18 protein-coding genes are annotated in these 25,014 nt (G+C 74.4%); 12 read left to right on the forward strand and 6 right to left on the reverse strand.

The features are described 5' to 3' along the window. The first annotated feature begins 5 nt into the window (after window positions 1-5). Entirely contained in the window at window positions 6-2,501 is a 2,496-nt protein-coding gene (locus ABT092_RS06340; protein ID WP_351240406.1) for a hypothetical protein, read from the forward strand. On the opposite strand, the gene ABT092_RS06345 is transcribed toward ABT092_RS06340, so the two are convergent. The 3 genes from ABT092_RS06345 to ABT092_RS06355 all read right to left on the reverse strand — a co-directional run bounded on the left by ABT092_RS06345 (window position 2,452) and on the right by ABT092_RS06355 (window position 7,511). Next, window positions 2,452-3,471 carry a hypothetical protein gene (locus ABT092_RS06345; RefSeq protein WP_351240408.1) on the reverse strand — a complete coding sequence of 340 codons (1,020 nt, stop codon included), beginning with the start codon at window positions 3,469-3,471 and terminating at the stop codon, window positions 2,452-2,454. The genes ABT092_RS06340 and ABT092_RS06345 overlap by 50 nt on opposite strands. Window positions 3,472-3,525: 54 nt before the next feature. Continuing rightward, entirely contained in the window at window positions 3,526-7,245 is a 3,720-nt protein-coding gene (fxsT, locus tag ABT092_RS06350; RefSeq protein WP_351240410.1) for an FxSxx-COOH system tetratricopeptide repeat protein, read from the reverse strand. A gap of 83 nt (window positions 7,246-7,328) precedes the next feature. Further along, the gene (locus tag ABT092_RS06355; protein WP_351240412.1) at window positions 7,329-7,511 is read right to left on the reverse strand and encodes an FxSxx-COOH-like cyclophane-containing RiPP peptide; all 183 of its coding nucleotides are present in this window, start codon (window positions 7,509-7,511) and stop codon (window positions 7,329-7,331) included. A gap of 395 nt (window positions 7,512-7,906) precedes the next feature. Between ABT092_RS06355 and ABT092_RS06360 the strand changes: the two genes are divergently transcribed. Further along, window positions 7,907-9,157 carry an FxsB family cyclophane-forming radical SAM/SPASM peptide maturase gene (locus ABT092_RS06360; RefSeq protein ID WP_351240414.1) on the forward strand — a complete coding sequence of 417 codons (1,251 nt, stop codon included), beginning with the start codon at window positions 7,907-7,909 and terminating at the stop codon, window positions 9,155-9,157. Beyond that, complete coding sequence (locus ABT092_RS06365; protein WP_351240416.1) at window positions 9,154-10,509, forward strand: HEXXH motif domain-containing protein; 1,356 nt, start codon at window positions 9,154-9,156, stop codon at window positions 10,507-10,509. Before ABT092_RS06360 ends, ABT092_RS06365 begins: the two co-directional genes overlap by 4 nt. Window positions 10,510-10,580: 71 nt before the next feature. Here the strand turns inward: ABT092_RS06365 and ABT092_RS06370 are convergent, their stop codons facing one another. Further along, window positions 10,581-11,252 (reverse strand): lysophospholipid acyltransferase family protein, encoded by a 672-nt coding sequence (locus tag ABT092_RS06370; RefSeq protein WP_351240418.1) that lies wholly within the window; start codon window positions 11,250-11,252, stop codon window positions 10,581-10,583. 253 nt (window positions 11,253-11,505) lie between these two features. Between ABT092_RS06370 and ABT092_RS06375 the strand changes: the two genes are divergently transcribed. Next, the gene (locus ABT092_RS06375) at window positions 11,506-12,042 is read left to right on the forward strand and encodes an RNA polymerase sigma factor (protein WP_351240420.1); all 537 of its coding nucleotides are present in this window, start codon (window positions 11,506-11,508) and stop codon (window positions 12,040-12,042) included. Window positions 12,043-12,080: 38 nt separating this feature from the next. Then, entirely contained in the window at window positions 12,081-12,578 is a 498-nt protein-coding gene (locus ABT092_RS06380) for a GNAT family N-acetyltransferase (RefSeq protein ID WP_351240422.1), read from the forward strand. Between the two features lie 53 nt (window positions 12,579-12,631). On the opposite strand, the gene ABT092_RS06385 is transcribed toward ABT092_RS06380, so the two are convergent. Further along, a complete protein-coding gene (locus tag ABT092_RS06385; RefSeq protein ID WP_351240424.1) occupies window positions 12,632-13,075 on the reverse strand; it encodes a hypothetical protein in 444 nt (147 codons plus the stop codon). 1 nt (window position 13,076) lies between these two features. Further along, entirely contained in the window at window positions 13,077-13,436 is a 360-nt protein-coding gene (locus ABT092_RS06390) for a hypothetical protein (RefSeq protein ID WP_351240426.1), read from the reverse strand. 583 nt (window positions 13,437-14,019) lie between these two features. On the opposite strand from ABT092_RS06390, the gene ABT092_RS06395 reads away from it, so the two are divergent. The 7 genes from ABT092_RS06395 to cobA all read left to right on the forward strand — a co-directional run bounded on the left by ABT092_RS06395 (window position 14,020) and on the right by cobA (window position 24,953). Then, complete coding sequence (locus ABT092_RS06395) at window positions 14,020-15,075, forward strand: methionine ABC transporter ATP-binding protein (RefSeq protein WP_351240428.1); 1,056 nt, start codon at window positions 14,020-14,022, stop codon at window positions 15,073-15,075. Next, window positions 15,072-15,833: a methionine ABC transporter permease gene (locus ABT092_RS06400; RefSeq protein WP_351240430.1), complete on the forward strand. Its 762-nt coding sequence runs from the start codon at window positions 15,072-15,074 to the stop codon at window positions 15,831-15,833. Before ABT092_RS06395 ends, ABT092_RS06400 begins: the two co-directional genes overlap by 4 nt. Window positions 15,834-15,925: 92 nt before the next feature. Further along, window positions 15,926-16,753, forward strand: coding sequence for a MetQ/NlpA family ABC transporter substrate-binding protein (locus tag ABT092_RS06405; RefSeq protein ID WP_351240432.1), 828 nt, complete (start codon window positions 15,926-15,928; stop codon window positions 16,751-16,753). Window positions 16,754-16,952: 199 nt separating this feature from the next. Further along, complete coding sequence (locus tag ABT092_RS06410) at window positions 16,953-17,591, forward strand: GNAT family N-acetyltransferase (RefSeq protein WP_351240433.1); 639 nt, start codon at window positions 16,953-16,955, stop codon at window positions 17,589-17,591. A gap of 253 nt (window positions 17,592-17,844) precedes the next feature. After that, entirely contained in the window at window positions 17,845-19,056 is a 1,212-nt protein-coding gene (cbiE, locus tag ABT092_RS06415; RefSeq protein WP_351240435.1) for a precorrin-6y C5,15-methyltransferase (decarboxylating) subunit CbiE, read from the forward strand. Window positions 19,057-19,372: 316 nt separating this feature from the next. Next, window positions 19,373-23,470, forward strand: a complete 4,098-nt coding sequence (cobT, locus tag ABT092_RS06420) for a nicotinate-nucleotide--dimethylbenzimidazole phosphoribosyltransferase (RefSeq protein ID WP_351240437.1) — start codon at window positions 19,373-19,375, stop codon at window positions 23,468-23,470. A gap of 220 nt (window positions 23,471-23,690) precedes the next feature. After that, on the forward strand, window positions 23,691-24,953 hold the full coding sequence (gene cobA, locus ABT092_RS06425; protein ID WP_351240439.1) for a uroporphyrinogen-III C-methyltransferase: 1,263 nt from the start codon (window positions 23,691-23,693) through the stop codon (window positions 24,951-24,953). The last annotated feature ends 61 nt before the right edge of the window (window positions 24,954-25,014 follow it).

The following is a 25,014-nucleotide window of genomic DNA, read 5'->3' on the forward strand; positions in this document are numbered from 1 at the left end:
CGACGATGAGCCAGACCGACGACCTCCTGCGGAAGGACAACCCCTTCCCCTCCAGTCCGGTCGTGCAGCTGGGCAGCTTCGCCGACGCGGTACGCATGGGCACCCGACGGCCCAAGCGGTATCCGACGATCGTCACCGCCGAACTCGCCCGGCTCCGCCGCCAGGTCGCCGAGTACCTGGAACGCCCCGGGCCCGGCGGCGACCTGGGGCGCGCGGTGGCCCTGGTCGGGGACTTCGGCGTCGGCAAGACCCACATGGCCCGGGAGGTGACCGCCGCCATCCGCGCCGACGCCTCCATCCCGCTCTGGGTCATCAACCAGCCCACCCTCGACCTGGTCGTGGTCTACCGCAACCGCATGGTCAGCCTGCGCCACGAGACCGAGGCCCGGATCGCGTTCGAGCGGGTGGTCTCCGCCTACTACGCCAACGTGGTGGTGGAGCTCCTGACCGGGCCCGATGCGGCGGACCTCCACATCGGCCCCCAGCACAAGGCCGTGATCGCCGGACTCAGCGACGGCACCTTCGACCCGCGCAAGGTCATCCAGGCGTTCGGCATCGACAAGGAACTGATGCACCGGCACCTGCGCGAGCACCTGCGGGTCGCGGTCGACCACCGGAGGTTCGCCGTCGCCCTGGCCCTGCTCCTGGAGGGCGACTTCAAACGGGAGGTGTGGGACTGGCTGACCGCCGCGGAGCCCAGCCAAGCACTGCGGGAGAGGGGCATCGACGGCCCCATCGACAGTACCGAGGCGGTCTTCGACGCGCTCTGTGTCTTCAGCTTCCTCCAAGGCCGGGTGGGCCAGCGGTACGTCCTGGTCATCGACGCGCTGGAGACGGTCCTGAGCTGGCCGCAGCGCGAACGCAGCGAGTTCATGAACGGCTTCGAGAAGCTCGTCAACACCTACGTCAACCAGGACGGGCTGCTGGTCATGTGCATCCAGCCCGAACCCTGGAGCCGGATGCCGCAGGGACTCCACGAGCGGGTGCTCCAGCTCTGGCCCACCGGGCTCGACGGACCCGAGACCGCCCGGCTCGTCAGCGGCTACCTCCGCGTCGGCGGCTTCCGCCCCGGGGCGGAAGCCGCCGGCCCGGGGCACGAGGACCACACGGACCCCAGCGACTTCGACACCACCGAGGCGCCCACCCGCGACGACACCGAGGAGGTGCTCGTCACGCCCTTCACCCCGGAGGCCGTCGCCGCGGTCGCCGAACTCTCCAACGGCGTCCCGCGCGAAGTGCTCAAGGTCTGCCGCCAGGCGTGGCAGCTCACCCGGGACGCGCTCGCCGTGCAGGCCGCCGCCGCGGTCACGGCCGCCGAGGGCGCCACCGGCCCGCCGCCCGAGGTCGCCCCCGTGGTGGACGTCGCCCGGGTGCACGCGGCCGTACGGCAGATGTACGAGCAGCGGGCCGACGCCGACGTCCTGCGCACCGTCGAACGCGCCCTCGCCCAGGGACAGTGGCGGCGCGAGTCCCGGCCCCCGGAGCTCGGCGACCCCGCCCCGCCCGGGACCCGGGAGGTCGCCTACTGGGTACGGGTGGGAGCCGGAGCCGTCCTCGGAGTGCTGCCGGCCGCGTCCGTGCTGGAGCCGTACGACGTCGAACGGATCGGCCGGGTCACTCGTGCCGCGCACCGGGCGTTCCCCCGCGGCGAGTGCGAGATCCTGGTGGTCGCCAACGGATACGTCTCCCGGGCGATGCGCGACCGGATCGCGGAGACCACCCGCACCTCGCCCGTCGTGGTCACCGACACCGGGTTCGCCGAACGGCTCGACCACGCCGTGGACGTCCTCGCCCGCCGGCTGGAAGCCGCCCAGCGCGAAAGCACCCTGGACCAGGTGCGGGCCCGGCTCGGCCGCGTCACCGAGCAGCAGAGCGGCACCCTGGAGCGCATCGAGCACCTCGACGCCCGCCTCGAACGCCTGGCCCTGGCGCCCGTCCGCACGGACGGCGGGCCGGGTTCCGCCGGCGACGGCGGGGGAGCCGCCCTCCCGCAGACGGTGCGCAGGCTGTTCACCGAAGCGGTGGACGCCCTCGACCGGCTCATGGGCGAGCCAGTGGACCTGCGCCGCTCGCTCGGCGTCGACGCGACGGGCATGGCTCCCCCGGACGGCCGCCCCCAGCGCGTCACCTTCACCGCACCGCAGTTCCAGGCGATCGGCGTCACCACCCTGGTCCGCATGCTCATCCGGACCTTCCGCGACAGCGTCGGCGACTGGCTCGCCACCGTCGCCGACGGCGACGCGGACCCCACCGAGGAGGAGCGCAACAGCCTCTTCGTGCTGTGCCGCAGCTTCGAGATCACCGTGGAGGTGCTGCCGGAGATCCGTCCCGACACCCTGCCGCCGGGACCCGACGCCCTGGACCGCGGCACCCGGGAAGTGCGCAGCACTCAGGTCGCCGAGATGCTGAGCACCCTGGCCGAGCGGGTGCAGGCCACCGTGTTGGCGTCGGTCACCAACGGCCGGAACGGGGGCGGGGCGCCCTCCGCGGCAGTTCGCTGACCAACTCCCGCAACCGGCGCTCCGCGTTGCCCACCTCGTGCTGGTCGAGCGTCACCCCGCACACGAAGTCGCCGCCCCGGCCACCGGGCAGCCAGTGGAAGAAGACGCAGCCCTCCTCCACGTCCAGGACCAGCCGGTCCATCGGCTCCTGGCTCACCAACAGCAGCATGTCCCTCAGCCGGGCGATGTCGTCCCGCAGTCGGTCGGCCAGGTCGCGGTACTTGCGACGCCGTGCCGCCGGCTTGATGTTCAGGAACCGCTTCCCTATCCGGGGGTCGTCGAAGGCGTCGCCCACGCACGTCAACCGCCAGTCCTCGTAGTACCCCAGGTACTGGAGGTCCACCGGGTTGAGGTGGCGCCCCCAGATCCCGCGCAACCTGGCCACCATCGGCTCGTCCACCCGCGCACCCGCCGTGAAGTGCGGCTCCACGGTGCCGTCCGGCGTGTGGTACGGCTGATCCGGTATGCCGCCGGGGTTCTCCGCCGAACGGCTCAGCACGTGCACCCGGATGTCCGTCACCAGGTCGTTCAGGGCCCGGTCCATGGGCGCCACGCCGTCCCCGCGCAGCGAGACCCCGACGAGGTGCTGCTGTTCCTTCACCCGTCCGCAGTACAGCCCGCCGGAGGGGGTGGCGACCACCATCCGCATCAGCGAACCGGTCAGCAGGGGCGCCAACGCCTTGTCGAAGGTCTCCATGCTCAGCACGAGCTGGTTGCCCGGCCGGCTCTCCACGTCGATCGGCAGGTCCGACTCCCGCCCGCCGGACAGCGGCCGGGCCCCGGCCGGCCGGACCACGAAGTCCACGATGCCGTTGTTGAAGTAGCTCAGCGACCGCAGCGCCGGACAGCCGGCCACGGTGCGCTCGCAGCGCTCGCTGACCTCGGCGAACGGTGCCCGGTCCCAGTGCTCCGCGTACAGCGGGTCGAGGACGGCGGACTCCCGTTCCCCGGGACCGTGTTCTGCACTCACGTCCTGTCACTCCCTCGCCCGTGCCCTCGGTGCGGCCTGCCCGCACCGTCTCCGTCATACACCGGGCAGCTCCAGATCGACGTCGGCCCGCCGCACGCCCGGCGCGGGCCGTCCGGTGTCCAACCGGGCCCGCGTGTCGAGCAGGTTGGCCGCGACCACCGCCCGCGACGGGTGCTGGGTCATGCGGAGTTCCTCGAAGCCGTCCAGGGCCCGCTCCTCCAGCCACTCGGCTTCCTCGTAGGCCTCGTCCGCGACCAGGGACCCGGCGAGCGCCGAGGCCGCGGCGACCGTCCACGGATGGGTGGGCCCCAGCCGCGCCTCCAACCGCCGGTAGGCGTGCCCGCCGCCCTCCAGGGCCGCTTCCAGCCGTCCCGCCCCCCGCTCGTGCACGGCGTGCCGGATGCGCGCCAGGTGGGTGTAGGGGTGGTCGGTGCCCATGCTGGTGTCCAGGGCCCTCAGGCACCGGGCCGACTGGTCCAGCGCCTCGTCCTGCCGGCCCAGTGCGTGCAGGTCGCTCGCGAGGCCGAACCGGGTGCGCACCGTGACCGGGTTGGACGCCCCGAGCTGGCGCAGGCACTCCCGCAGCACCCGGTCGTCCCGCTCCCACGCCCCGGTCGGGTTCCCCAGCCGGCGTTCGCACACGGCCAGCCCGGTCTCCACCCGGGCCAGCTCCGCGTACGGGATGCGGGCCCCGGTGGCCCCGCTCTGCCAACTCACGTACTGCTTGAGCAGGTCGTATGCCTCCCGGTCCTGGCCGAGGGCCCGCTGGGCGGCGGCGAGCGGGACGACCACGCTCCAGGCGGCCGGGTCGTCGGGGCCGCCGATCGCCCGCCGCCGGTTCAGCTGGCCCTGGAGCCGGTCCAGCGCGGAGGCCACCTTGCCGACCAGCGATTCGGACAGGGCGAGGTTGTGCTCGGCCTGCGCCGTCGTCGGATGGTGGGGGCCGAGGAGTTCGCGCACCCGCTGGTGGACGTGGTGGCCCTCGGCCAGGGCGTCCGCGAAGTGCCCGTCGGCCCGGAGCAGCGCCCCGTAGGCGTCCGCGGACAGCAGGGTGCGGGGGTGGTTGACGCCGAAGGTCGACCGGTAGCCGCGCAGCGCCAGCCGGGCGTGCCGGGACGCCTCCGCGTACTCCCCGAGGACGCGCAGCGCCGCGGCCATCACCTGGTGCAGTCGGAGGTACTCGGCCGAGGGCTCGTCCTCCTGCCAGTGCTTGTGCGCCCGCCCGCCCAGCTCCAGGACCTCCCGCAGCCGCAGTTCGTCCCGGGTCCGGGCCAGGTTCAGCAGGTGGTCGATGAGGCGTCTGCGCACCTCGGGCCGGGGGTCCTCCCAGATCCGCAGCGCGGTCAGCTGCCGGGCCTGCTGGTCGCTGAAGTCGGTGCCCGCGCGGCCCCGGGGCTCGGCGTGCGAGAAGCCGGCGACGACCGCCCGCAGCTCGTGTTCGCGCCGGCGCCGCTCGGCGGCGCCCATCCGGGCCAGCACCGCGTCCCGCAACACCTGGTGCTGGCGGACGGGACGCTCGGGGCGGGCGAAGTCGACCTCCACCAGGCCGTAGCGGGCGGTGGTCCACAGGGCGACGTCGACCATCAGCGCATCGCTGATCGACGCGTCGGGTGCGTCGCCGGGGGCGGCCGTGCGCTGCGCCAGCGCGTACTGCATCTGCGCGGAGCGCAGCAGTTGCAGGCTGGCCCCGGGGCCGGTGAGCAGCGCGCAGCACTCCAGCAACCACCGGGTGACGGCGCTGTCGCCCCGCTCGTGGCTCCACGCCTCGGCGGCGGGGGAGTCGCGCAGCGCCCGCAGGGAGACCTCCAGCATGACCCGGGACAGCGAGACCTCCTTGTGCCGTCCCAGCAACTCCTGCTGCTGGGACAGGAAGGCGTCGCCGAACTCCCCGACCGCCCGTTCGACGGCCTCGGTGCGGGGCCGGTTGAGGGTGGTGAGCAGCGAGGCGCGGACCTCGACCCAGGCCGCGGCCAGATGGACGAGCAGGGGGACGTGGGCGACGGTGCGGCTGATCCGGTCGGCGTGCTCGACGGTCAGCCCGTGCACCCGGCCGGCCAGCAGGTCCCGGCTCTCCGACTCGGAGAACGAGGCGAGGTCCAGCCGGTGCCGGGCCGGCAGACCGGCCGAGCGGCGGGCGGTCAGCAGCACGTGCCCGCCGTCTCCGGAGGGCGGCAACAGCCGTGTGTCGAAGAGGAGTTCGGGGTCCCGGACGTCATCGTAGATCAGCAGCCAGGAGCCGGCGCCGGCGGAGCGCAGGTGGTCCAGCACCCGGCTCGGCACGTCCCCCACGGTGGGCACGCCGAGCCGCTCCGCGAGCTGGGTCAGACTGCGGCGGACGGCGCCCGCGCCGTCGGCCCGCACCCACCACACCACGTCGTACTCCCCGGGGAAGCGGTGGCAGTACTCCAGGGCGAACTGGCTCTTGCCGACGCCGGGCGCGCCGATCAGGACGCAGTGGCTGCGGGCCCGCTCCGCCGCGTCGAGCACCGCCCTGATCCGTTCGAAGACCTCGTCCCGGCCCACGAAGCCCAGGTTGCGGGGGCGCAGGTTGTGCCGGGCGGGCAACCGGGGGAAGCGGCGCATCGCGACGGACCGTTCGCCGCCGGGCGGCAACCGCAGCCCGCGGCGCAGCCGGAGCAGCGCCTCCGGTTCGGTGAGCCGGCGCAGCACGATCTGTTCGTGGTGGCCCAGCCCGCGGGGCAGCGGCTCCTCGTCGACGAGGACCATGCGCACGTCGGGGTGGGAGAGGGTGGCGAGCCGGTCGGCCTGTTCCGGGGTCACCCCGATGGGGGAGAGCGCGAGCAGCATGCTGCCGGGCGCCGGCACCTCCCCCCTGTAGGTGGCGAAGCCGAACCTGCGCACCGCGATGCCGCGGGCCTCCAACTGGGCCTCCACCCACTCCGCCCAGGCCAGGTGGCGGCAGGTGTGCAGCAGGGTCACCCGACGCAGTTCCACGGCCCGGGAGCGGGCGAGTTCGGCGGCGAGTTGCAGGAAGCCGGGCCGCAGGCCCTCCCCCTCGCCCGGCGCGCCGTCGCGCTCCTCGACCACGGCCAGGGTGTCGGACTGGGTGTACAGCGGGTCGTAGGGGAACTCCACGTAGTGGGCGCCCGCACCGTCGCCGAAGGGGTCGAAGGAGTCCCGGATCAGGGCCCGGGCGATGCGCAGTTGGTCGCTGGTCCGACTGTCGGCCTTCAGCCCCACCGCGAGCACCCCCACCCGTCCGGAGGCGTGGCGGCGCAGTCCCCGGGCGAGTGCCGCGGCCCCTTCGATCAGCCAGGAGTTGAGGGTGAAGCAGGCCGCGATGACGTGCGGCAGCGGTCCGAGGACGGCGTGGTCCTCGGCGGTGCGGGTCACCGGCGCGTCGATCAGGACGTCGTCGTACTGGGCCAGGTGCGCCCGTCCCGCGGCGGTTCCGCGCTGTCGGACCGGGAGGTCGGCGAGGTCCGAGGCGTCCCGGGTGGTCAGCACGTCCAGCGACAGGGAAGCCCCCTGCGTGACCAGGCTCCACCGGGTGGGGCGGGGCAGTCCGGTGCCGGGCAGCGTGCCTGGCGGCACCTCGCGCCGCACGTCGGGCAGCGCACCGAGGTAGCGTGCGGCGCCGACCCGGGCGCCCCCGCTCACCGCCGCGTCGACCACGAGGACGCGGCGGCCGGCCTCAGCGAGGACGAGTGCGGTGTTGAGGACCGTGGTGGTCTGGCCGATGTTCTCCGTCGGGGAACAGAACAGGGTGACGCGCGGGCCCCGGAGGATCTCGCTGCCGGCCTCAACTGCCATGGTGGTCGCTCCACTTCTGGACGTCCGGGACCGGCCGGACCCCGCCGGACGCGTGGGGTGGGCGATCGATCCGTCCCGGACCGCTACAGGGAATCCTGGTACTGCGAGGCGAACATCCGGTCCGGGGTCCGCGCCGCCTCGTGGAGTCGGCGCAGCGCGCACCCGAGAGCCGAGGCCGGCAACTCCGCCACCGTCTCGAAGGGCAGTGCGGAGAGGTCCGCCAACAGGGATTCGAGGTCGTCTATCACTTCGGCCGGGTCGGCCATGGGGCGATCGTCCACCCTTCTCGTCCGCGGGTCCGCACCGACGGGCGCACGGTGGTCCCATCGTAGCCACCCGGGCGAGGGGGAACCAGGTTTCGGGCCGCCCCGTCAACCAGGTCGCACGCCCACCACACCCGTGGGGCGACGGGGCCGCACCGGGCCGTCACCCCTCGCTCGGATGTGCCCGTCGCCCCGCTCGCCCCGCCCCGTCGCGTCACCGGAGCAAACCCCCGCGCGGCCTCGGGCGCCACCCCGACCACCAGCTGCGCGGCGGCGCACGACAGGTCGGCCGATTCGCCCGCTTGACGATCGCGAGGGCCACTGAAAATACTGAACGGGCTTTCTGTCGGACCCGGCCCAGCACGACCGTTCTGAGGAGTGCACGCACCGTGCGCGACGTGAATCCGGCCCGAACCGGTGAGCCGGGGACGAGCGAGGTCCGCGTACCGACCCGGACCGCCACCGGGCCGCCGACCCCACCCCCCGCACCCCCGCCCTTCCACTCCTTCGTCCTCAAGGTCCACGGTCGGTGCGACCTCGCCTGCGACTACTGCTACATGTACGAGGGGCCCGACCAGAGTTGGCGCGGTCGCCCCCGGATCATGGCCCCGGCGGTGCTCGACCGCACCGCGGACCGGATCGCCGAGCACGTCGCCGCGCACCGGTTGCCGGCGGTCAAGGTCGTGCTGCACGGCGGGGAACCGCTGCTGCTCGGCCCCGCCGCGCTGACCCGCACGGTCCGGGTGCTGCGGCGGGCCCTCCCGCCCGGGGTCCGCCTGGACGTGCTCGTGCAGACCAACGGCCTCGGTCTGGACGGGCGCCGTCTGGACCTCCTCGCCGAGTTGGGCGTCCGCATCGGGGTCAGCCTCGACGGGGACGCGGCCGCCCACGACCGGCACCGTCGACGGGCCGACGGGCGCGGCAGCCACGCCGAGGTGTCCGCCGCGCTGCGACGCCTGGGAGCCGGGCCCCACCGGCACCTGTTCAGCGGGTTGTTGTGCGTGATCGACGTGCGCAACGATCCGCTCGCCACCTATCGGCACCTGCTCGGCCACCGCCCCCCGGTGATCGACTTCCTGCTGCCGCACGGCAACTGGTCCGCGCCCCCACCGGGGCGCCGTCCCGACCGGGTCGACACCCCGTACGCCGACTGGTTGGCAGCCGTGTTCGACGTGTGGTTCGACGCGCCGGTGCGCGAGACCCGGGTGCGGCTGCTGGACGACCTGCTCGCCCTGCTGCTCGGCGGCCGGGCGGAGACGGAGGGCCTGGGGCTCGCCCCGGTGGGCTACGCGGTGGTGGAGACGGACGGGGCGATCGGCCGGGACGCCACGCTGCGCACCACCTACCCGGGGGCCATCGACACCGGGCTGCACGTGCTGCGCGACCCCTTCGACCGTGCGCTGACCGCCCCGACCGGTCCGGTCCCGGGGCCCGGGCTCGCCGGACTCTCGACGACCTGCCGCGCCTGCCCGCTGCACCGGGTCTGCGGAGGCGGGCACGTCACCCACCGCTACCGTGCGGACGGCTCGGACTTCGCCAATCCCAGTGTGTACTGCCCCGACCTCGCCGCCCTCATCGGCCACGTCGGACGTCGACTCGCCGCGGACCTGGGGCGGTTGCTCGCCCGCCCGGTGGTGGGCGCTCCGTGACGGCGCCCCGGCACCGGCTCGGCGGGGAGCTCTTCGACCGGATCGCCGTCGGCGACGGCGGCCCCGAGGCCGTACGCGTGCTGCGGAGCGCCCAGTACAGCCGACGGCTGATGCTGGTCCGCGAGGTGGTGGCCCGGGCGCGGGAGTACGGCGGTCCTGCCGCCGAACACGCCGACCGGGCCTGGGAGTTGCTGGCAGCCGCGTACCGCTCGAACCCCGCTGCGGTGGTCGAGACGCTCACCTATCCGTCCGTGGGCCCGGCCCAACTCCGCTCCCTCGGCACGCTCCTGGGCCCCGCCGCGGGCCCCGCCGACACGGACCTGCTGTTGGCCACCGCCGTGGTCGCCGCCGGTCGGGCGGGGCTCAGCGCAGCGGTGACGCTCCCGGTGCGTCACGGTCGGGTCCTCCTGCCCTCGCTGGGCGCGGCCCAGTTCGGCGGCGCCGCGCACGGCGAGCCCGCGTGCGTGCGCACCGGTCCGGCGGGCACCACCGTGAGCGTCGGCGGGCAGCGGGTGCGCGCCCTGGCGCCGGGGGCGGCGTCCACCTCGCCGGACGACCCGGAGCCGGACGGCACCGGATGGCTGGTCCTGCACGGGCTGGCCGGAGACGGGAACGGCCCGGTCCTCGACGACCTCGACCCGGACGCGTTTCCCGCCTCGGCGGGCACCGGTCGGCTCCCGGCGGCGGAACGCGTACGCTGGCAGCGGACGTTCGCGCGTGCCCGACGGGTCCTGCGGATCGCCCATCCGGATCAACTGGTCGAGGTGGGCGAGGTGTTCCGGGCGGTGGTTCCGGTGCTGTCACCCGACTTCCGGGATCTGAGCGGCAGTTCCAACGAGACCTTCGGCTGCACCGGGATGTCCGCCCCGCGCACCGCCCTCGGGTTCGCCCTGGACCTGGCCCACGAGGCCCAACACAACAAGCTGGCCGCCTTGACCCACCTCTTCGACCTGGTCGACGACCGCCCCGGCGAGCTGTTCTACGCGCCCTGGCGCGAAGACCCCCGCCCGCTCGTCGGGCTGCTGCACGGGGTGTACGCGCATCTGGGCGTCGCCCGCTTCTGGCTGCGCCAACTGGGCGTGGCGCGGGAACCGGCGGGGCGTCAACGGGCCTGGGTCGAGTTCGCCCGCTGGCGGGACGTCACCCGGGAGGCCAACGGCACGCTGCTGGACAGCGGGCGGCTCACCCCCCTCGGCACCCGGTTCGCCCGGCGCATGGAAGGGGCGCTGGCCGAGCTCCACGCCCAGCGGGTGCCGGAACCGGCCGCGGCCCGCGCGGCGGACCTCGCCCGGGCGCACCGGGGGCGCTGGACCCGGCTCCACGCGGCCCGACACCACCCGGCCCGCCCGTGAGCGGGTCACGGGCGGGCCGGAGGGTGCGGGCGCCGGGGCGCGCGGGCCCGGCAGGATCGGAACGGGAGGATCTAGGCGGCCTTGGCCTTGGTGGCGTAGATGTCGACGTACTCCTGGCCGGACAGCCGCATGACCTCCGCCATCACGGAGTCGGTGACGGCCCGCAGCACGTAGCGGTCGCGGTCCATGCCCTCGTAGCGGGAGAACTCCATCGGCTCGCCGAACCGGACGGTGACCTTGCCCGGGTGCGGGATGCCCCGGCCGCCGGGCTGGAGCTTGTCGGTGCCGATCATCGCGAACGGCACCACGGGGGCCCCGGTCATCAGGGTCAGCCGGGCGATCCCGGTGCGCCCCCGGTACAGCCGTCCGTCGGGGGAGCGGGTGCCCTCGGGGTAGATCCCGAAGACACGGCCGTCCTCCAGGATGCGACGGCCCGTCATCAGGGCGGCCACCCCGCCCCGGCCGCCGTCGCGGTCCACCGGAACCATGCCGACCCCGGTGAAGAACCACGCCATCAGCCGCCCCTTGAGGCCCTTGCCGGTCACGTACTCGTCCTTGCCGATGAAGACCACCTGGCGGTCGCAGACGAGGGGCAGGACCATGGAGTCGATGAAGGTCAGGTGATTGCCGGCCAGGATGACCGGACCCGTTCCCGGAACGTGCTGGACGCCCTCCACCCGGAGCCGGAAGACCAGGCGGATGATCGGTCCGAGCACTGCCTTGATGAGCGCAAAACGGGACAACGGGCCCTCCGGGGTCGGGATTCGAGGCTGCGCCGGTCACGGCCTGCCGCCAGTCCGTGCAGGTGAGGACGATACTCGCGCGGCGCCCTCGCGCGCACATCGGGCTCCCCGAATCGTCACGTCGTGTCACGTTTCCCTCACTGATGGTGGGGTCGTCCGGACGCGTCAACCGGCCCCCGCGTGCGCCCCCTCACACGGCTGAAACGTCGCCCGGTGCGGCAACCCGACGGCCCGTGCCGCCGTTCGGGCGGACATGGACCACCGCACCCCGCCCCGGCTGTCGTTGCCGTGGGAGACCCTCGCCCCCTTGCTCGTGCGGGAGGTGGTGGCGCAGGCGCCCTGCGCCGGCGACGCCCGCGAGGACCTCCTCCAGGAGGTCTGGCTGCGCCTGCTCGAACAGTGGACCTCCGCCGGCCCGCCCGCCGACCCCGCCGGCTGGTTGAGCGCCGCCGTCCGCTCGGAGGTCCACCGCAGCCACCGACTGCTGGAGCGCGAACTGCCGTGCGGCACCCGCCTGCCCGGTGATCCGCAGCCGGACCCCGAGGAGATGGCCCTGGTGGCCGACCGCGGGCGGCGGCTGCGGGCGGCGGTGCGGCGCATGCCCGTGCGCTGCCGGAAGCTGATGACCGCTCTTCTTTCGCCGTATGACCTGACGTACCGAGAAATCGCAGGAGAGTTGGGTATCTCACAGGGAAGTCTAGGGCCGGAACGTTCCCGATGCCTGGGATGTCTGCGCAGAATGCTCGCGGCGGAGGTTGCGGTTCCCGACCCGAGGGGAAGGGAGCGTTAAGACAACCGGTGGAGTAGGTAAGCAGGAGGCATGCGCACATGGGCATGAGCGTGACCATCTCCGCGGCGGCCGAGCAGGACGCCGAACAGATCCTGAAGTTGCAGTACCTGTGCTACCAGAGCGAGGCGGAGCTCTACGGGGACTACTCCATCGAACCCCTCACCCAGACGTTGGCGTCCGTCCGGGCGGAGTTGGCCCGGGGGCTGGTCCTGGTCGCCCGGCTCGGCGACGAGGTGATCGCCTCGGTGCGCGGCTCGGTCGACGCCGAGGGCGTCGCCCACATTGGCAAGCTCATCGTCCACCCCCGGATGCGCAGCCACGGGATCGGCGGACGGTTGCTCGCCGCCATCGAGCAGCGGCTGGAGGCGGCCGGCACGGCCACCCGCTTCGAACTGTTCACCGGCGGACGCTCCGACCGGAACCTGCGGCTGTACCGCAAACACGGCTACGCGCCGGTCGGCAGCCGTCAGGTGGACGAGCGGCTCACCGTCGTCACCCTCGCCAAGCAGGCGGGCGACTTCACCACCGCGACCTGACGCACCCGGCGGCGGAGGAGGGCCCCTCGGCCGAGGACGGGCGGGGCGGTGGGTCAGGAGGGCGTCGGCCCGGGCGGAGCGGTCCGGGCCCGACGCAGCCAGTACACGGCGGTCAACGGCAGCAGCACCGGGATGAACAGGTAGCCCATGCCGTACTCCGACCAGACCGTGGTGTCGGGGAAGGCCGAGGGGTCGAGCACCGTCCAGGTGCCCACCACCAGGACCCCGGCCAGCTCGACGACGCAGCAGACCAGGGCCGCCCGGCGGGCCGTCTCCCCGCCGCGCACCAGGGAGTACGTGATGAATCCGTACACCAGGCCGGCGACGGCGGACAGGGCGTAGGCCAGCGGGGCCCGCCCGAAGTCGGTGGTGATCTGGACGACGGAGCGCGACACCGCTCCGACGACCATCACCCCGTAGAGCCAGAGCAGCAGGGTCCCCGGTCCGCTGATCAACCGCGTGCGCCCGCCCGGCGCCCGTGGGCCGGCCTCCGTCATCTCAACCTCCCCAGATGTCGTAGAGCCGCACCTGGAGGACCGCGAGCACCACGCCGCCCGCCGCGACCGTCACCGAACCCCAGCGGGTGCGCTCCGCGAGCGACAAGAAGCCGGCGGCGGGGATGCAGCTAGCCGAGCCGATGAGGTACCCGACGAAGATCGCGGTGCCCTTCTCGGGCTTCTCCCCGCGCGCCAGCTGGACGATCCCCACCACGAGCTGGGCGAGCGCCAGCAGGGACACCACGACCATCCCGATGAAGTGCCAGTCCTTGGTGGGCTGGTCGCGGTACGCGGCGAAGGCGCACCAGGCGGCGAGCGCGAGCGCCGCCACCGCGGTCGCGATCGTCAGTGCAGCAAGCATGCGGCGACCCTATTACGCAGCCGGTCGGCGCCCCGCGCCGGCCCCGTCGAGCCCGCCCGTGTCCCCGGGGCGAGGGCCGGGGAGGGGTCCTTCGTGGCCTTGGCCACAGTCGCGGGTTCCGTCCGGGCGGGGGCGCCGCGGGGCGAGGTGCTCCGGGAGCCCCGTAGCGACGGGGGCGACGGGCGGGATGCGGGCCTCGCGGCGGTACGGGAAGCTGTCCGAGGATTGTCCGAGACTGTCCGCTATGCGGACGGAGGGGGTGGACAGCGCCCCGGGGTCTGCTTTACTTGCCGACATGACCACGACCAGCAGCCGCACCTTTGCGACCGAGGCGATGAAGACGCCCGGTGCTGCTTGTATGTGTCGAATGTGCGCCTTCTGAGGGCCCCCGCACCATCAGCCTCGCGCCCCGAAGCGAGACCGCTGAGCCGTGTCCCCGACCGTGCGTCGAGCGGACCCGCCCGCCCCGAGCGCGCGTTTCTCCCCCCGCACACCCGCCACCGAGAACCGTGCCGCGTTCCCCGACGAATGCCCCGTGCCGGCGTCCAGCAGGACGCCCGCACTCGACAGTGACGGAATCCCAGTGATCACCACCCAGGGCCTCACCAAGGTCTACCGCTCCCGCGGACGCGAGGTCACCGCCCTCGACGGCGTGGACCTCCAGGTACGCGAAGGAGAGGTGTACGGCGTCATCGGCCAGAGCGGCGCCGGCAAGTCCTCCCTCATCCGTTGCATCAACCTCCTTGAGCGCCCCACCGCCGGCACCGTGACCGTGGACGGCCGGGACCTCACCGCCCTCGCCGGCCGCGGCCCCCGGGCGGGCCGTGCGCTGCGCGAGGCGCGCAGCCGGATCGGCATGGTCTTCCAGCACTTCAACCTGCTCTCCACGCGGACCGTCCGGGAGAACGTCGAACTGCCCCTGGAGATCCTCGGCACCTCCGGGAAGGAACGTTCCCGTAAAGCGCTAGAGCTGTTGGACCTGGTGGGCCTCGCCGACAAGGCCCGGGCCTACCCCGCCCAACTCTCCGGCGGGCAGAAGCAGCGCGTCGGCATCGCCCGGGCCCTGGCCGGCGACCCCAAGGTGCTCCTCTCCGACGAGGCCACCAGCGCCCTCGACCCGGAGACCACCCGCGCCATCCTCCACCTGCTGCGCGACCTCAACCGGCAGCTCGGGCTGACCGTGCTGCTCATCACCCACGAGATGGACGTGGTCAAGTCGATCTGCGACTCCGCGGCCCTGATGGAGCACGGCCGGATCGTCGAGTCAGGCACGGTCAGCGAACTGCTGGCCACCCCGGGCTCCGAACTCGCCTCCGCGCTCTTCCCGGTCGCCGGCGACGCCACCGGCCCCGACCGCACCGTCGTGGACGTCACCTTCCACGGCGAAGCGGCCACCCAGCCCGTCATCTCGCAGCTCTCCCGCACGTACAACATCGACATCTCGATCCTCGGCGCCGCGATGGACACGGTCGCTGGCAAGCAGGTCGGTCGCATGCGCATCGAACTGCCCGGCCGCTACGAGGACAACGTGGTGCCGGTCGGCTTCCTGCGCGAGCAGGGACTCCAGGTCGACGTCGTCGAAGCCGACAAAGCGCCCCGCCCCCTGCCGTCCGCCCTGGCCAAGGAGGGTGTCAAGTGACCTGGTCCGAGATGTGGCCGCTGCTGGAGCAGGCGTGTTGGGACACCCTGTACATGGTCGGCTGGTCCACCGTGATCGCCGTCGTCGGCGGGCTGCCGCTGGGCGTCCTGCTGGTCCTCACCGACCGGGGCGGACTGCTCCAGAACGTGGTCCTCAACAAGGTCCTCGGCCAACTCGTCAACGTGGCCCGCTCGATGCCGTTCATCATCCTGATGGTCGCCCTGATGGGCTTCACCCGGGAGATCACCGGCACCACCATCGGCCGGGAGGCCGCGATCGTGCCGCTGGCGATCGGCGCGATCCCGTTCTTCGCCCGCCTGGTCGAGACCGCCGTGCGCGAGGTGGACGGCGGCCTCGTGGAAGCCGTCCAGGCGATGGGCGGGAACACCTGGACCGTGGTCCGCCGGGTCCTGGTCCCCGAGTCGCTGCCCTCGCTGATCTCCAGTGCCACCACCACCGTCGTGGCCCTCATCGGCTACAGCGCGATGGCGGGCACGGTCGGCGCCGGCGGCCTGGGCGACATCGCCATCCGCTACGGCTACCAGCGCTTCGAGACCGAACTGATGTGGGTCACCGTGGCGATCCTCGCCGTCGTGATCTCCGTCATCCAGTTCGCCGGCGACCTCGCCGCCCGCTCCCTGCACCGCCGCACCGGCCGGGCCGGGGCCGGGCCCCGGCTGCGCTTGCTGCGCTCCGCCCCGCCGACCGAAGGCGTCGCTCCGGCGAGCGCCGAGCTCGAAGCCGTCAAGACCCCCTGACCCGGTCGGCGGCCGTCCGACCGTCGACCCCCTCACACGCGTCCCGCGCAGACCGCCGGGACCGGTACCACCCATGGAGAAAGGCACTTTTCGTGCGTAACACCACCAAGATCACCGCCGCTGTCCTCGCCGCCGGAGCCCTCACGCTCGGCCTCACCGCCTGCGGCTCCGACCAGGGCTCCGACTCCGACGGGCCGCTGAAGGTCGCCGCGACCGCCACCCCGCAGGGCGAGATCCTCACCTACATCAAGGACGAGCTCGCGGCCAAGGCCGACCTGGAGCTGGAGGTCAGGGAGTTCACCGAATACGTGACCCCCAACACCGCCGTCCAGGAGGGCGAACTCGACGCCAACTACTTCCAGCACAAGCCGTACCTGGACGACTTCAACAAGAAGAAGGGCACCGACATCGTGCCCGTGCCGGGTGCCACGGTCCACCTGGAGCCGCTCGGCGTCTACTCCAAGACGGTCAAGGACCTCGCGGACCTGGAGAAGGGGGCCACCATCGCGGTCCCCAACGACACCACCAACGAGGCGCGAGCCCTCCAGTTGCTCGCCGCCAAGGGCCTGATCACCCTCAAGGACGGCGTCGGGTTCGCGGCCACGCCCAAGGACATCACGGACAACCCCAAGGACCTCAAGTTCAGCGAACTGGAGGCCCCCCAGCTGCCCCGGGCCCTCGCGGACGTCGACGCCGCGGTGATCAACGGCAACTACGCCATCGAGGCGAAGCTCAGCCCGGCCAAGGACGCCATCGCGGCTGAGGACGCCAAGGACAACCCCTACGGCAACTTCCTCGCCGTCAAGAAGGGCAACGAGGACGACCCCCGGGTCAAGAAGCTCGCCGAGCTGCTGACCTCGCCCGAGGTGAAGAAGTTCATCGAGGACACCTACGACGGCGCCGTCATCCCGGCCTTCTGAGCCGGCGCACCACCGCTCGAAGGAGCCGCCCGGACCTCCGGGGCGTTCGACGACCGTGACGTCGGGCGCCCCGGACCCCTCGCGCACCACGGGGCCGACCCTCCCACCCGGGTCCCGTGGTGCGTACCCGCGTCCCGATGCTGCATGCTGGTCCACTCAGCAGCAGACCTGCAGGTTCCTGAAGGTTACGGAGCGGCCCATGACGACCACCTTCCCCGACATCTCCCTCAGCACGGAAAGGTTGGTCCTGCGCCCCTTCGAGGACGTGGACGTTCCGGCCCTGACCGAGATGATGAACGACGAGTCGGTCGTGGTGTGGGCCTCCGCCCCCCACCCGTACACCGAGGAGGACGCCCGCGCCTGGGTCACCGAGGGCGCCCCCGGCGAACGCACGGCCGGCCACGGCATCGTCTTCGCCGTGACCGAGTTCCTCACCGGCCGGCTGGTCGGCACGGCCCGGCTGCGCGCCGCCGACTGGCGCGTCCGCTCCGCCGAACTGCGCTGCGTCACCGCCTCCTGGGCGCGCGGCGAGGGCTACGCCTGCGAGGTCTCGCTGGCGGTCGCGGGGTGGTTGTTCCGGGACCAGAAGTTCGAGCGCCTGGAGCTGCGGACGGCCGCCGACAACACCGCGGCCCAACAGGTGGCCCAGAAGATCGGCTGCATCAGCGAGGGCGTGCTCCGGGGCGCCTGGATAGCGCGGACCAGGACCGACGACGGCGGTTGGACCGAACACCGGACCGACCTCATCGTGTGGAGCCTGCTCCCCGAGGACCTGGAGGGCCCGGCGGACGCCTTCGCCGACTCCGACGCCTACACCGCCTTCACCGACTGGAACTGACGCTCCGGCAGACGCGCCCGGTGGGTCCGGCGCGCCCCTCGCCCGCGCCCGGCGGCTCCCCCGAACCGCGCACCCGGGGCGCGTGGACCGCCCGTACCCGGTACGCTCACGATGCTCCGGTGCGCGGCACCCGGCACCCTTCCGTCGCCCGGGCCCGTCCGTGCGCCCGCGTACGCCACCGGTGTCGCTCCGCCCCCGACGCGCCCCCGGCACACGACCCGTCCGGCCCCTCGACCTCTGGAGACTGACGACGATGGCCGACCGGGTCACGGTGATCGGTTGGGACGGCTCCCCGCTCTCCGTCGCCGCGCGTTCGGCACTCGCCGCGGCCACCCTGGTCGCCGGGGCGGCCCACCACCTCGCCTTCCCCGACGTGCCCGAGCGCGCCGAGCGCATCCGGCTCGGCAGCATCGCCCTCGCCGCCCGCCGCATCGCCGCCCACCGGGGCACCGCCGTGGTCCTCGCCGACGGCGACCCCGGGTTCTTCGGCGTCGTCCGGGCGCTGCGCGATCCCGAGTTCGGCCTGGAGATCGAGGTGCTGCCCGCGACCTCCGCCGTCGCCCGGGCCTTCGCCCGGGCCGGCATGCCCTGGGACGACGCGGAGGTCGTCGTGGCCCACCGCCGCACCCTGCGCCGCGCGGTCAACGTCTGCCGGGCCCACCCCAAGGTGGCCGTGCTCACCGCGCCGGGCGCCGGGCCCGCCGAGCTGGGCCTCCTGCTCGAAGGCGTGCACCGCACCTTCGTCATCTGCGAGGAACTCGGCACCGATCGCGAACGCGTCACCGTCGTCACCTCGGACAAGGCCGCCGACCACGCCTGGCGCGACCCCAACGTCGTCCTCTGCATCGGGGGCGGCAGCGGCGTCACCCCGGAACCGGGCTGGATCGCCGGCCGGGACCCGGGCACCGGCCCCCGCGGCTGGACCCTGCCCGCCGCCGAGCTCGGGCCCGGACTGGGCGAGAGCGAGAACGAGCGGCTGCGCGCCGCCCAACTCGCCCGCCTCGGGCCCCGCGTCGGCGACCTGGTCTGGGACATCGGGTGCGCCAGCGGGGCCTTCTCGGTGGAGGCCGCCCGCTTCGGCGCCGCCGTCATCGCCGTCGACCAGTACCCCGACAACTGCGCCCGCGCCGCCGCCACCGCCCGTCGCTTCGGCGTCCAGCTCCAGACGGTCCACGGCCGTGCGCCGCACGTCCTGGAGACGCTGCCCGAACCGGACGTGGTGCGCGTCGGCGGCGGGGGAGCGGCCGTGGTGTCCGCCGTGGCCGACCGCCGCCCCGGACGGATCGTCACCCATGCGGCCACCCGGGACGCCGCCGAACGGGTCGGTCGCGACCTGATCGAACACGGATACGAGGTCGAGTGCGCCCTCCTCCAGGCCGTGGAACTCGACACCCGGGCCTGGACGGAGAAGGAACGGACGGTCGGTTTCCTCCTTTCCGGACGCCTTCCGGGCCGCGCCCCCTGAGCGCCGCGGGGCCCGCCCGGGGTAGGCTGGCCGATCGTTGTACCGCACCGGACCGGTGGCTCGTTCATGGCCCAATGTCCGAAAGACCCGCCCGTTTTGGGTGGACCGCGGTACGGCGAAGGCTGAGGACGCGCGACGTGGCGCAGTCCACAGGCGTCCGTTCCGGAACCGCGTGCCGAGGTGGGGGCCAGCCGGGACAATGCCTGGTGTCGACGGCACCGGTACGTGCCGCGCGGCGCGCCCGCTCGTTCTCGGGTCGGGCGGTCCGGCGGGACCGGGACGGACGAGGAAGACTACCGATGCGCGAGGGGTACGCATGACCGACACCGGCCGGACTTCGGACGAGGCACAGCCGGACCACCCCGGCGAGGGGACCGTCGCCGCGTCCGTCCGGAGCGGGACGGCACCGCCGCCGGGCCCCGCCGAGACCCACGACGACGACCAACTCCTGATGCCCGGTGCCCAGGGAGCCTGGAGCGACGGCCGTGGCGTCCCCTCGGCGCGCGCGACCGCCCCCGCGGGCGATGCCTATCCGCCGGTGGTCCACACCACGGGAGCCACCCCGCCCCCGCCGACGGGCAGCCCCGTCGCGCCGTCCGGGTCCGCAGCCCGGCCGCGCCCCACCGTGCCCGCAGGGCCCGCCCCCGTCCTCTCGGTTCCCACCTCGCTGGAGACACCGGACGACGACGAGCCCCCGAACCCGTACGAGGCCGACGCACCCGTGACCGCCAACACCTCCGCGCCCACCCCGCAGCCCCATCCCGCCGCCCCCGCACCGGTCGAGCCCGCAGTCGGAGCGCCGGCCGGAGCACACGAGCCCGGTCCGCACGAGACGGGCGGTCGGGACAGCGGTCCGGCCCCCGCGGCCGAGGGGGCAGACGTCCGCGCGCCCGGCGCGCACCCGGCGCCCGGCCAGCCCACCGGCACGCCCCGACGCCCCCTGCACGCCGCGCCGCCCACCCCGGACAGCGCCTCCGGCCCGGTCCGTTCGCTCGCCGACCGCGGTCCCGCCGGCTCCCGTCGGGGCGCGGTCAAGGTGCGCCGGCCGCCCGCGCCCCCGGCCGCCCCCGAGCAGCCGCCGGCCGCCGCGCCGTTCCCGGGCCCCCAGCTCGCCGAGATCCCGCCGCAGGCCGGCGCCCCCTGGGGGGCGCCCCCCGCGCAGGTGACCCCCTCGGCCGCACCGGAGACGGCCCCCGCGTTCCCGCCTGCTCCCGAGGCCACCACCACCGTCCCCACGATGGACGGGACCCAGGTGCCCGCCTCCTCCACCGACACCGGGGCGGTGTCCGTCCCGCTGGTCGAGCAGCCCGTGGTGGAGGCACCCTCCGAGGCGGTTCCGCAGCCCTCCGCGCCGACCGCTCCGCCCACCGCGGGGCGGGGCGTCCCCCTCGCCCCCCCGGTGACGCCCGCACCCGACGCCGCGCTCGCCGCGGTGGCCCGGGCCACCGGTTCGGTGACGGTTCCGCACACCCCGCCGGCCGGAGTCGCCGTTCCGGTGGGCGAGTTCGTCCCGGTCGAGGGCTCGGTGCCGACCACCCCGCACCTCGCCCCCACCCCGCCCCACCCGCTGACCCTGCCGCACCCCCAGCCCGAGCCCGTGACGGCCGCCGCCCCGGTCGAAGACCCCGTCGGGCCCGCCCCGGCCCCGGTCGCCCCCGTGGAGCCCGGGCCGACCGGGGTGTCGGTGCCCGCCACCACCACGCCGGCCCCGACCCCGGTGGTCCAGGCGGCGCCCGCCGAGGCGCCGCCCGCCCCGGCGGCCCCCGAACGGCCCCCGGCCCCGGCGGCACCCGTCGCCGAGGCCCCGGTCAAGGCCGTCCCGGAACCCGCAGCCGAGGCGCCCGCCGCGGAGGCGACCCCCGTGGTGGCGGCCCCGGAGACGCCCGAACCCGTCGCCGTCGAGCCGGTTCCCGCCCTCCCGCAGCCGCCCGTCGAAGCCGAGCCGGCCCCGGTCACGGCCGTGCAGCCCGTCGCCGAGGCGCCGGCCGCCGCCCCGACCGAGGAGCAGCCCGCGCCGGAGCCCGTCGAGGCCCCCCGGCCCGTGCCCGTCGCCGAACGACCCGCCGAACCGCAGCCGGCGGCCGAGCCCCTCACCGAGGTCCCCGCTCCGGTGTCCGGGGAAGCGGACGAGGCCCCGGTGGTGGCGTCGGCGACCCCCGAGGGCCCGCCGGAGGAGGAGGCACCGGCCGCACCCCCCGCGACCGACGAAGCCCCCGCCGTGGAGCACCCGGCCCCGGCGGAGGAGCAGCCGCAGCCCGCACCCACACCCGCACCGGCCGCTGCCGAAGCGGTGGCCGAGCCGGCCGCCGTGGAACCCGCCGCGGCCGTCACCGGGGCCCCCGAGCCCGCCCCCGTCCACGCGGAGGACGACGAGGCCCCCGAGGCGCTGGCGCAGCCGCAGCCGCAGACCCCACCGGCGGACGGGGCGGCCGTGGCCACCCCGGCGGACGAGTCCCCGGCCGCGGAGGCGGCGGTCGCGGCGGACCCGGAGGCCGAGGCCCCCGCCCAGAGCCCGGACGGTCTGCCGACGCACTCGGGCGACGACGAGCCGACTGCCGCACCCGAGGCCACCGAGGCGGTCACCGTCACGGTCGGCGTGCCCCCCGTGCAGGCCGCTGCCCCCGCACCGGAGCCCACCGGTCCGGCCGGGGAGACCCCCGTCGAGCCCGCGGCCCGGCCCGAGGCCCCCGCACCCGGCTACGAGGACGCGGAGCGCGAAGCGGTGCTGCGCGTCATGCGGGAGCGCCGGGACATCCGCAACGGCTTTCGGCCCGACCCCATCCCGCACGAGGTGCTGCTGCGGGTGCTGGAGGCCGCGCACACGGCCCCCTCGGTCGGGCACTCCCAGCCCTGGGACTTCGTGGTCATCCGCTCCGAGGAGACCCGGCGGACCATGCACGAACTGGCCGAGCGCCAGCGGGACGCGTACGCCAGGACCCTGCCCAAGGGCCGTGCCAAGCAGTTCAAGGAACTGAAGATCGAGGCCATCCTCGACACGCCGGTGAACATCGTGGTCACCGCCGACCCCACCCGCGGCGGCCGCCACACGCTCGGCCGTCACACCCAGCCGCAGATGGCCCCCTACTCCTCGGCGCTCGCCGTCGAGAACCTGTGGCTGGCCGCCCGCGCCGAGGGCCTCGGTGTCGGCTGGGTCAGCTTCTTCGACGAGCGTGAGATGGTGCGCGCCCTCGACCTGCCCGAACACCTGGAGGTCGTCGCCTACCTCTGCGTCGGGTACGTCGACGAGTTCCCCGAGGACCCGGAACTGGTGCAGGCCGGCTGGTCCCAGCGGCGTCCGCTGGCCTGGGTCGTCCACGAGGAGACGTACGGCCGTCGGGTGCTGCCCGGCGCGGAGCCGCACGACCTGCTCACCGAGACCGTCGCCGGCATCCGGCCGCTGGACGCCAAGGCGCTCGGCGAGGCGTGGGAACGACAGAAGCGGATGACCAAGCCGGCCGGTGCGCTGGGCATGCTGGAGATCCTCTCCGCGCAGCTGTGCGGACTCTCCCGGACCTGCCCGCCGCCCATCCCGGAGCCCGCCGCGGTGGCGATCTTCGCGGGTGACCACGGGGTGCACGCCCAGGGCGTGACCCCGTGGCCGCAGGAGGTCACCGGGCAGATGGTCGCCAACTTCCTGAACGGCGGCGCGGTCTGCAACGCCTTCGCCACGCAGGTCGGCGCCGAGGTGTGCGTGGTCGACGTGGGCGTCGCGGCCGACCTGCCCACGACGCCGGGGCTGTTGCCGCGCAAGGTCCGGGCCGGCACCGCCGACATGACCGCGGGCCCGGCGCTCACCCGCGAGGAGGTCACCGCGGCGATCGAGGTCGGCATCGAGACCGCCCGCGATCTGGTGGCCGCCGGCAACAAGGCACTGCTCACCGGCGAGATGGGCATCGCCAACACCACTGCCTCGGCCGCCCTCATCGCCGTGTACACGGGAATCGACCCCGCGGAGATCACCGGTCGGGGCACCGGCATCAACGACGAGACCCTGGCCCGCAAGACCGAGGTGGTGCGCCGGGCGCTGGCACTGCACCGGCCCGACCCGGCCGACCCGATCGGCGTGCTCGCGGCGATCGGCGGTCTGGAGCACGCCGCCATGGTGGGTCTGGTGCTCGGCGGTGCCTCCCTGCGCACCCCCGTGATCCTGGACGGGGTGAGCGCCGGCGCCGCCGCCCTGGTGGCCCGGGCCATCGCCCCCGAGTCGCTCTCGGCCTGCATCGCCGGTCACCGCAGCGCCGAGCCCGGACACGTCGCGGCCCTCAACAAGCTGGGGCTGCGTCCCCTGGTGGAACTGGACCTGCGGTTGGGGGAGGGAACGGGCGCGTTGCTCGCCCTGCCCCTGGTGCAGAGCGCGGCCCGGGTCATGCACGAGGTGGCGACCTTCGACGCCGCCGGGGTCACCGAGAAGTAGGGGGCCCGCCGGCCCGTCGCCGGCCGCCAGCCCCCGGGGCCGGTTCCGGGACACCCCGGTGCCGGCCCCGCCGGTGCCCGTGACCAGCGGAACCGTATCGTTGACGGACGGGAACCCCGGCCCGCCGACGTGCACGCGTCCGTACCCGGGCCCGGGTGATCCCCACCGTCCGGACCAGTCCGCCGCTCCACCGTCGCAGCGGCCCACCCGAGGAGCCGCCATGCCCACGTCAGCCAGTGATCCGGCCTACCCCGTCGGTCTCCGCCTCACCGGCCGCCGCGTCGTGGTCCTCGGCGGCGGTCAGGTCGCCCAGCGGCGGCTGCCGGCGCTGATCGCCGCCGGCGCCGACATCCAGTTGGTGTCCCCGTCGGCGACCCCGTCCGTCGAGGCCATGGCCGACACCGGCGAACTCACCTGGCACCGCCGCCGCTACCAGGACGGCGACCTCGCAGACGCCTGGTACGTGCTGGTCGCCACCTCGGACCGGACGGCGAACGACCGGGCGTCCGCGGAGGCCGAGGCCCGCCGCATCTGGTGCGTCCGCTCCGACGACGCCGACGTCGCCACCGCCTGGACGCCCGCCACCGGCCACAGCGCGGGGGTCACCGTCGCGGTGCTCACCACCGACGCCCGGGACCGCGACCCGCGACACACCGCCGCCATCCGGGACGCGGTGGTCGAAGGGCTGCGCGACGGCACCCTGGTGGCCCGCCACCACCGCAGCCGCGCCGGCTCCGTCGCCCTCGTCGGCGGCGGGCCCGGCGACCCCGACCTGATCACGGTCCGGGGCCGTCGACTGCTCGCGGAGGCCGACGTGGTCATCGCGGACCGGCTCGGTCCCCGTGACCTGCTCGCCGAACTGCCCCCGCACGTCGAGGTGATCGACGCCGCGAAGATCCCCTACGGGCGGTTCATGGCCCAGGAGGCGATCAACGCGGCCTTGGTCGAACACGCCAAGGCGGGCCGGTCGGTGGTCCGGCTCAAGGGCGGCGACCCGTTCGTCTTCGGGCGCGGGATGGAGGAGGCCGAGGCACTGGCCGAGGCGGGCATCCCGTACACGGTGGTGCCCGGCATCTCCAGTTCGATCTCGGTGCCCGGCGCGGCCGGCATCCCGGTCACCCACCGCGGTGTCGCCCATGAGTTCACCGTGGTCAGCGGGCACGTCGCACCCGAGGACCCCCGCTCGCTGGTGGACTGGGCGGCCCTCGCCGAGCTCCGCGGCACCCTGGTGGTGCTGATGGGCGTGGACAAGATCGGCCGGATCGCCGAGGCGCTGATCGCCCACGGCAGGGCCGCCGACACCCCGGTGGCCCTGGTCCAGGAGGGCACGACCGCGGCCCAGCGCCGGGTGGACGCGACGCTCGGCACCGTGGCCGCCGTGGTCGAACGCGAGGGCGTGCGGCCGCCCGCGGTCATCGTCATCGGCGAGGTGGTCCGGATCGGCCCCGACGCCTCCTCCGCCCACGGGCCGACCCCGCACTGAGCCACCACCGCGGGCCGGTCGGCCCCCACCGGCCCGCACCCCCACCCGCACCACACCGACA

The sequence above is a fragment of the Streptomyces sp. NPDC002490 genome (genome assembly GCF_040296045.1).
Classification (GTDB): Bacteria; Actinomycetota; Actinomycetes; order Streptomycetales; family Streptomycetaceae; genus Streptomyces.

Coding starts and splice junctions, on each gene's coding strand:
- ABT092_RS06355 (WP_351240412.1), bottom strand. CDS start 7,511: ATGGCCGACCCGGCCGAAGTGATAGACGACCTCGAATCCCTGTTGGCG.
- cobT (WP_351240437.1), top strand. CDS start 19,373: ATGACCGACACCGGCCGGACTTCGGACGAGGCACAGCCGGACCACCCC.
- ABT092_RS06385 (WP_351240424.1), bottom strand. CDS start 13,075: ATGACGGAGGCCGGCCCACGGGCGCCGGGCGGGCGCACGCGGTTGATC.
- fxsT (WP_351240410.1), bottom strand. CDS start 7,245: ATGGCAGTTGAGGCCGGCAGCGAGATCCTCCGGGGCCCGCGCGTCACC.
- cbiE (WP_351240435.1), top strand. CDS start 17,845: ATGGCCGACCGGGTCACGGTGATCGGTTGGGACGGCTCCCCGCTCTCC.
- ABT092_RS06375 (WP_351240420.1), top strand. CDS start 11,506: ATGGACCACCGCACCCCGCCCCGGCTGTCGTTGCCGTGGGAGACCCTC.
- ABT092_RS06390 (WP_351240426.1), bottom strand. CDS start 13,436: ATGCTTGCTGCACTGACGATCGCGACCGCGGTGGCGGCGCTCGCGCTC.
- ABT092_RS06410 (WP_351240433.1), top strand. CDS start 16,953: ATGACGACCACCTTCCCCGACATCTCCCTCAGCACGGAAAGGTTGGTC.
- ABT092_RS06380 (WP_351240422.1), top strand. CDS start 12,081: ATGGGCATGAGCGTGACCATCTCCGCGGCGGCCGAGCAGGACGCCGAA.
- ABT092_RS06340 (WP_351240406.1), top strand. CDS start 6: ATGAGCCAGACCGACGACCTCCTGCGGAAGGACAACCCCTTCCCCTCC.
- cobA (WP_351240439.1), top strand. CDS start 23,691: ATGCCCACGTCAGCCAGTGATCCGGCCTACCCCGTCGGTCTCCGCCTC.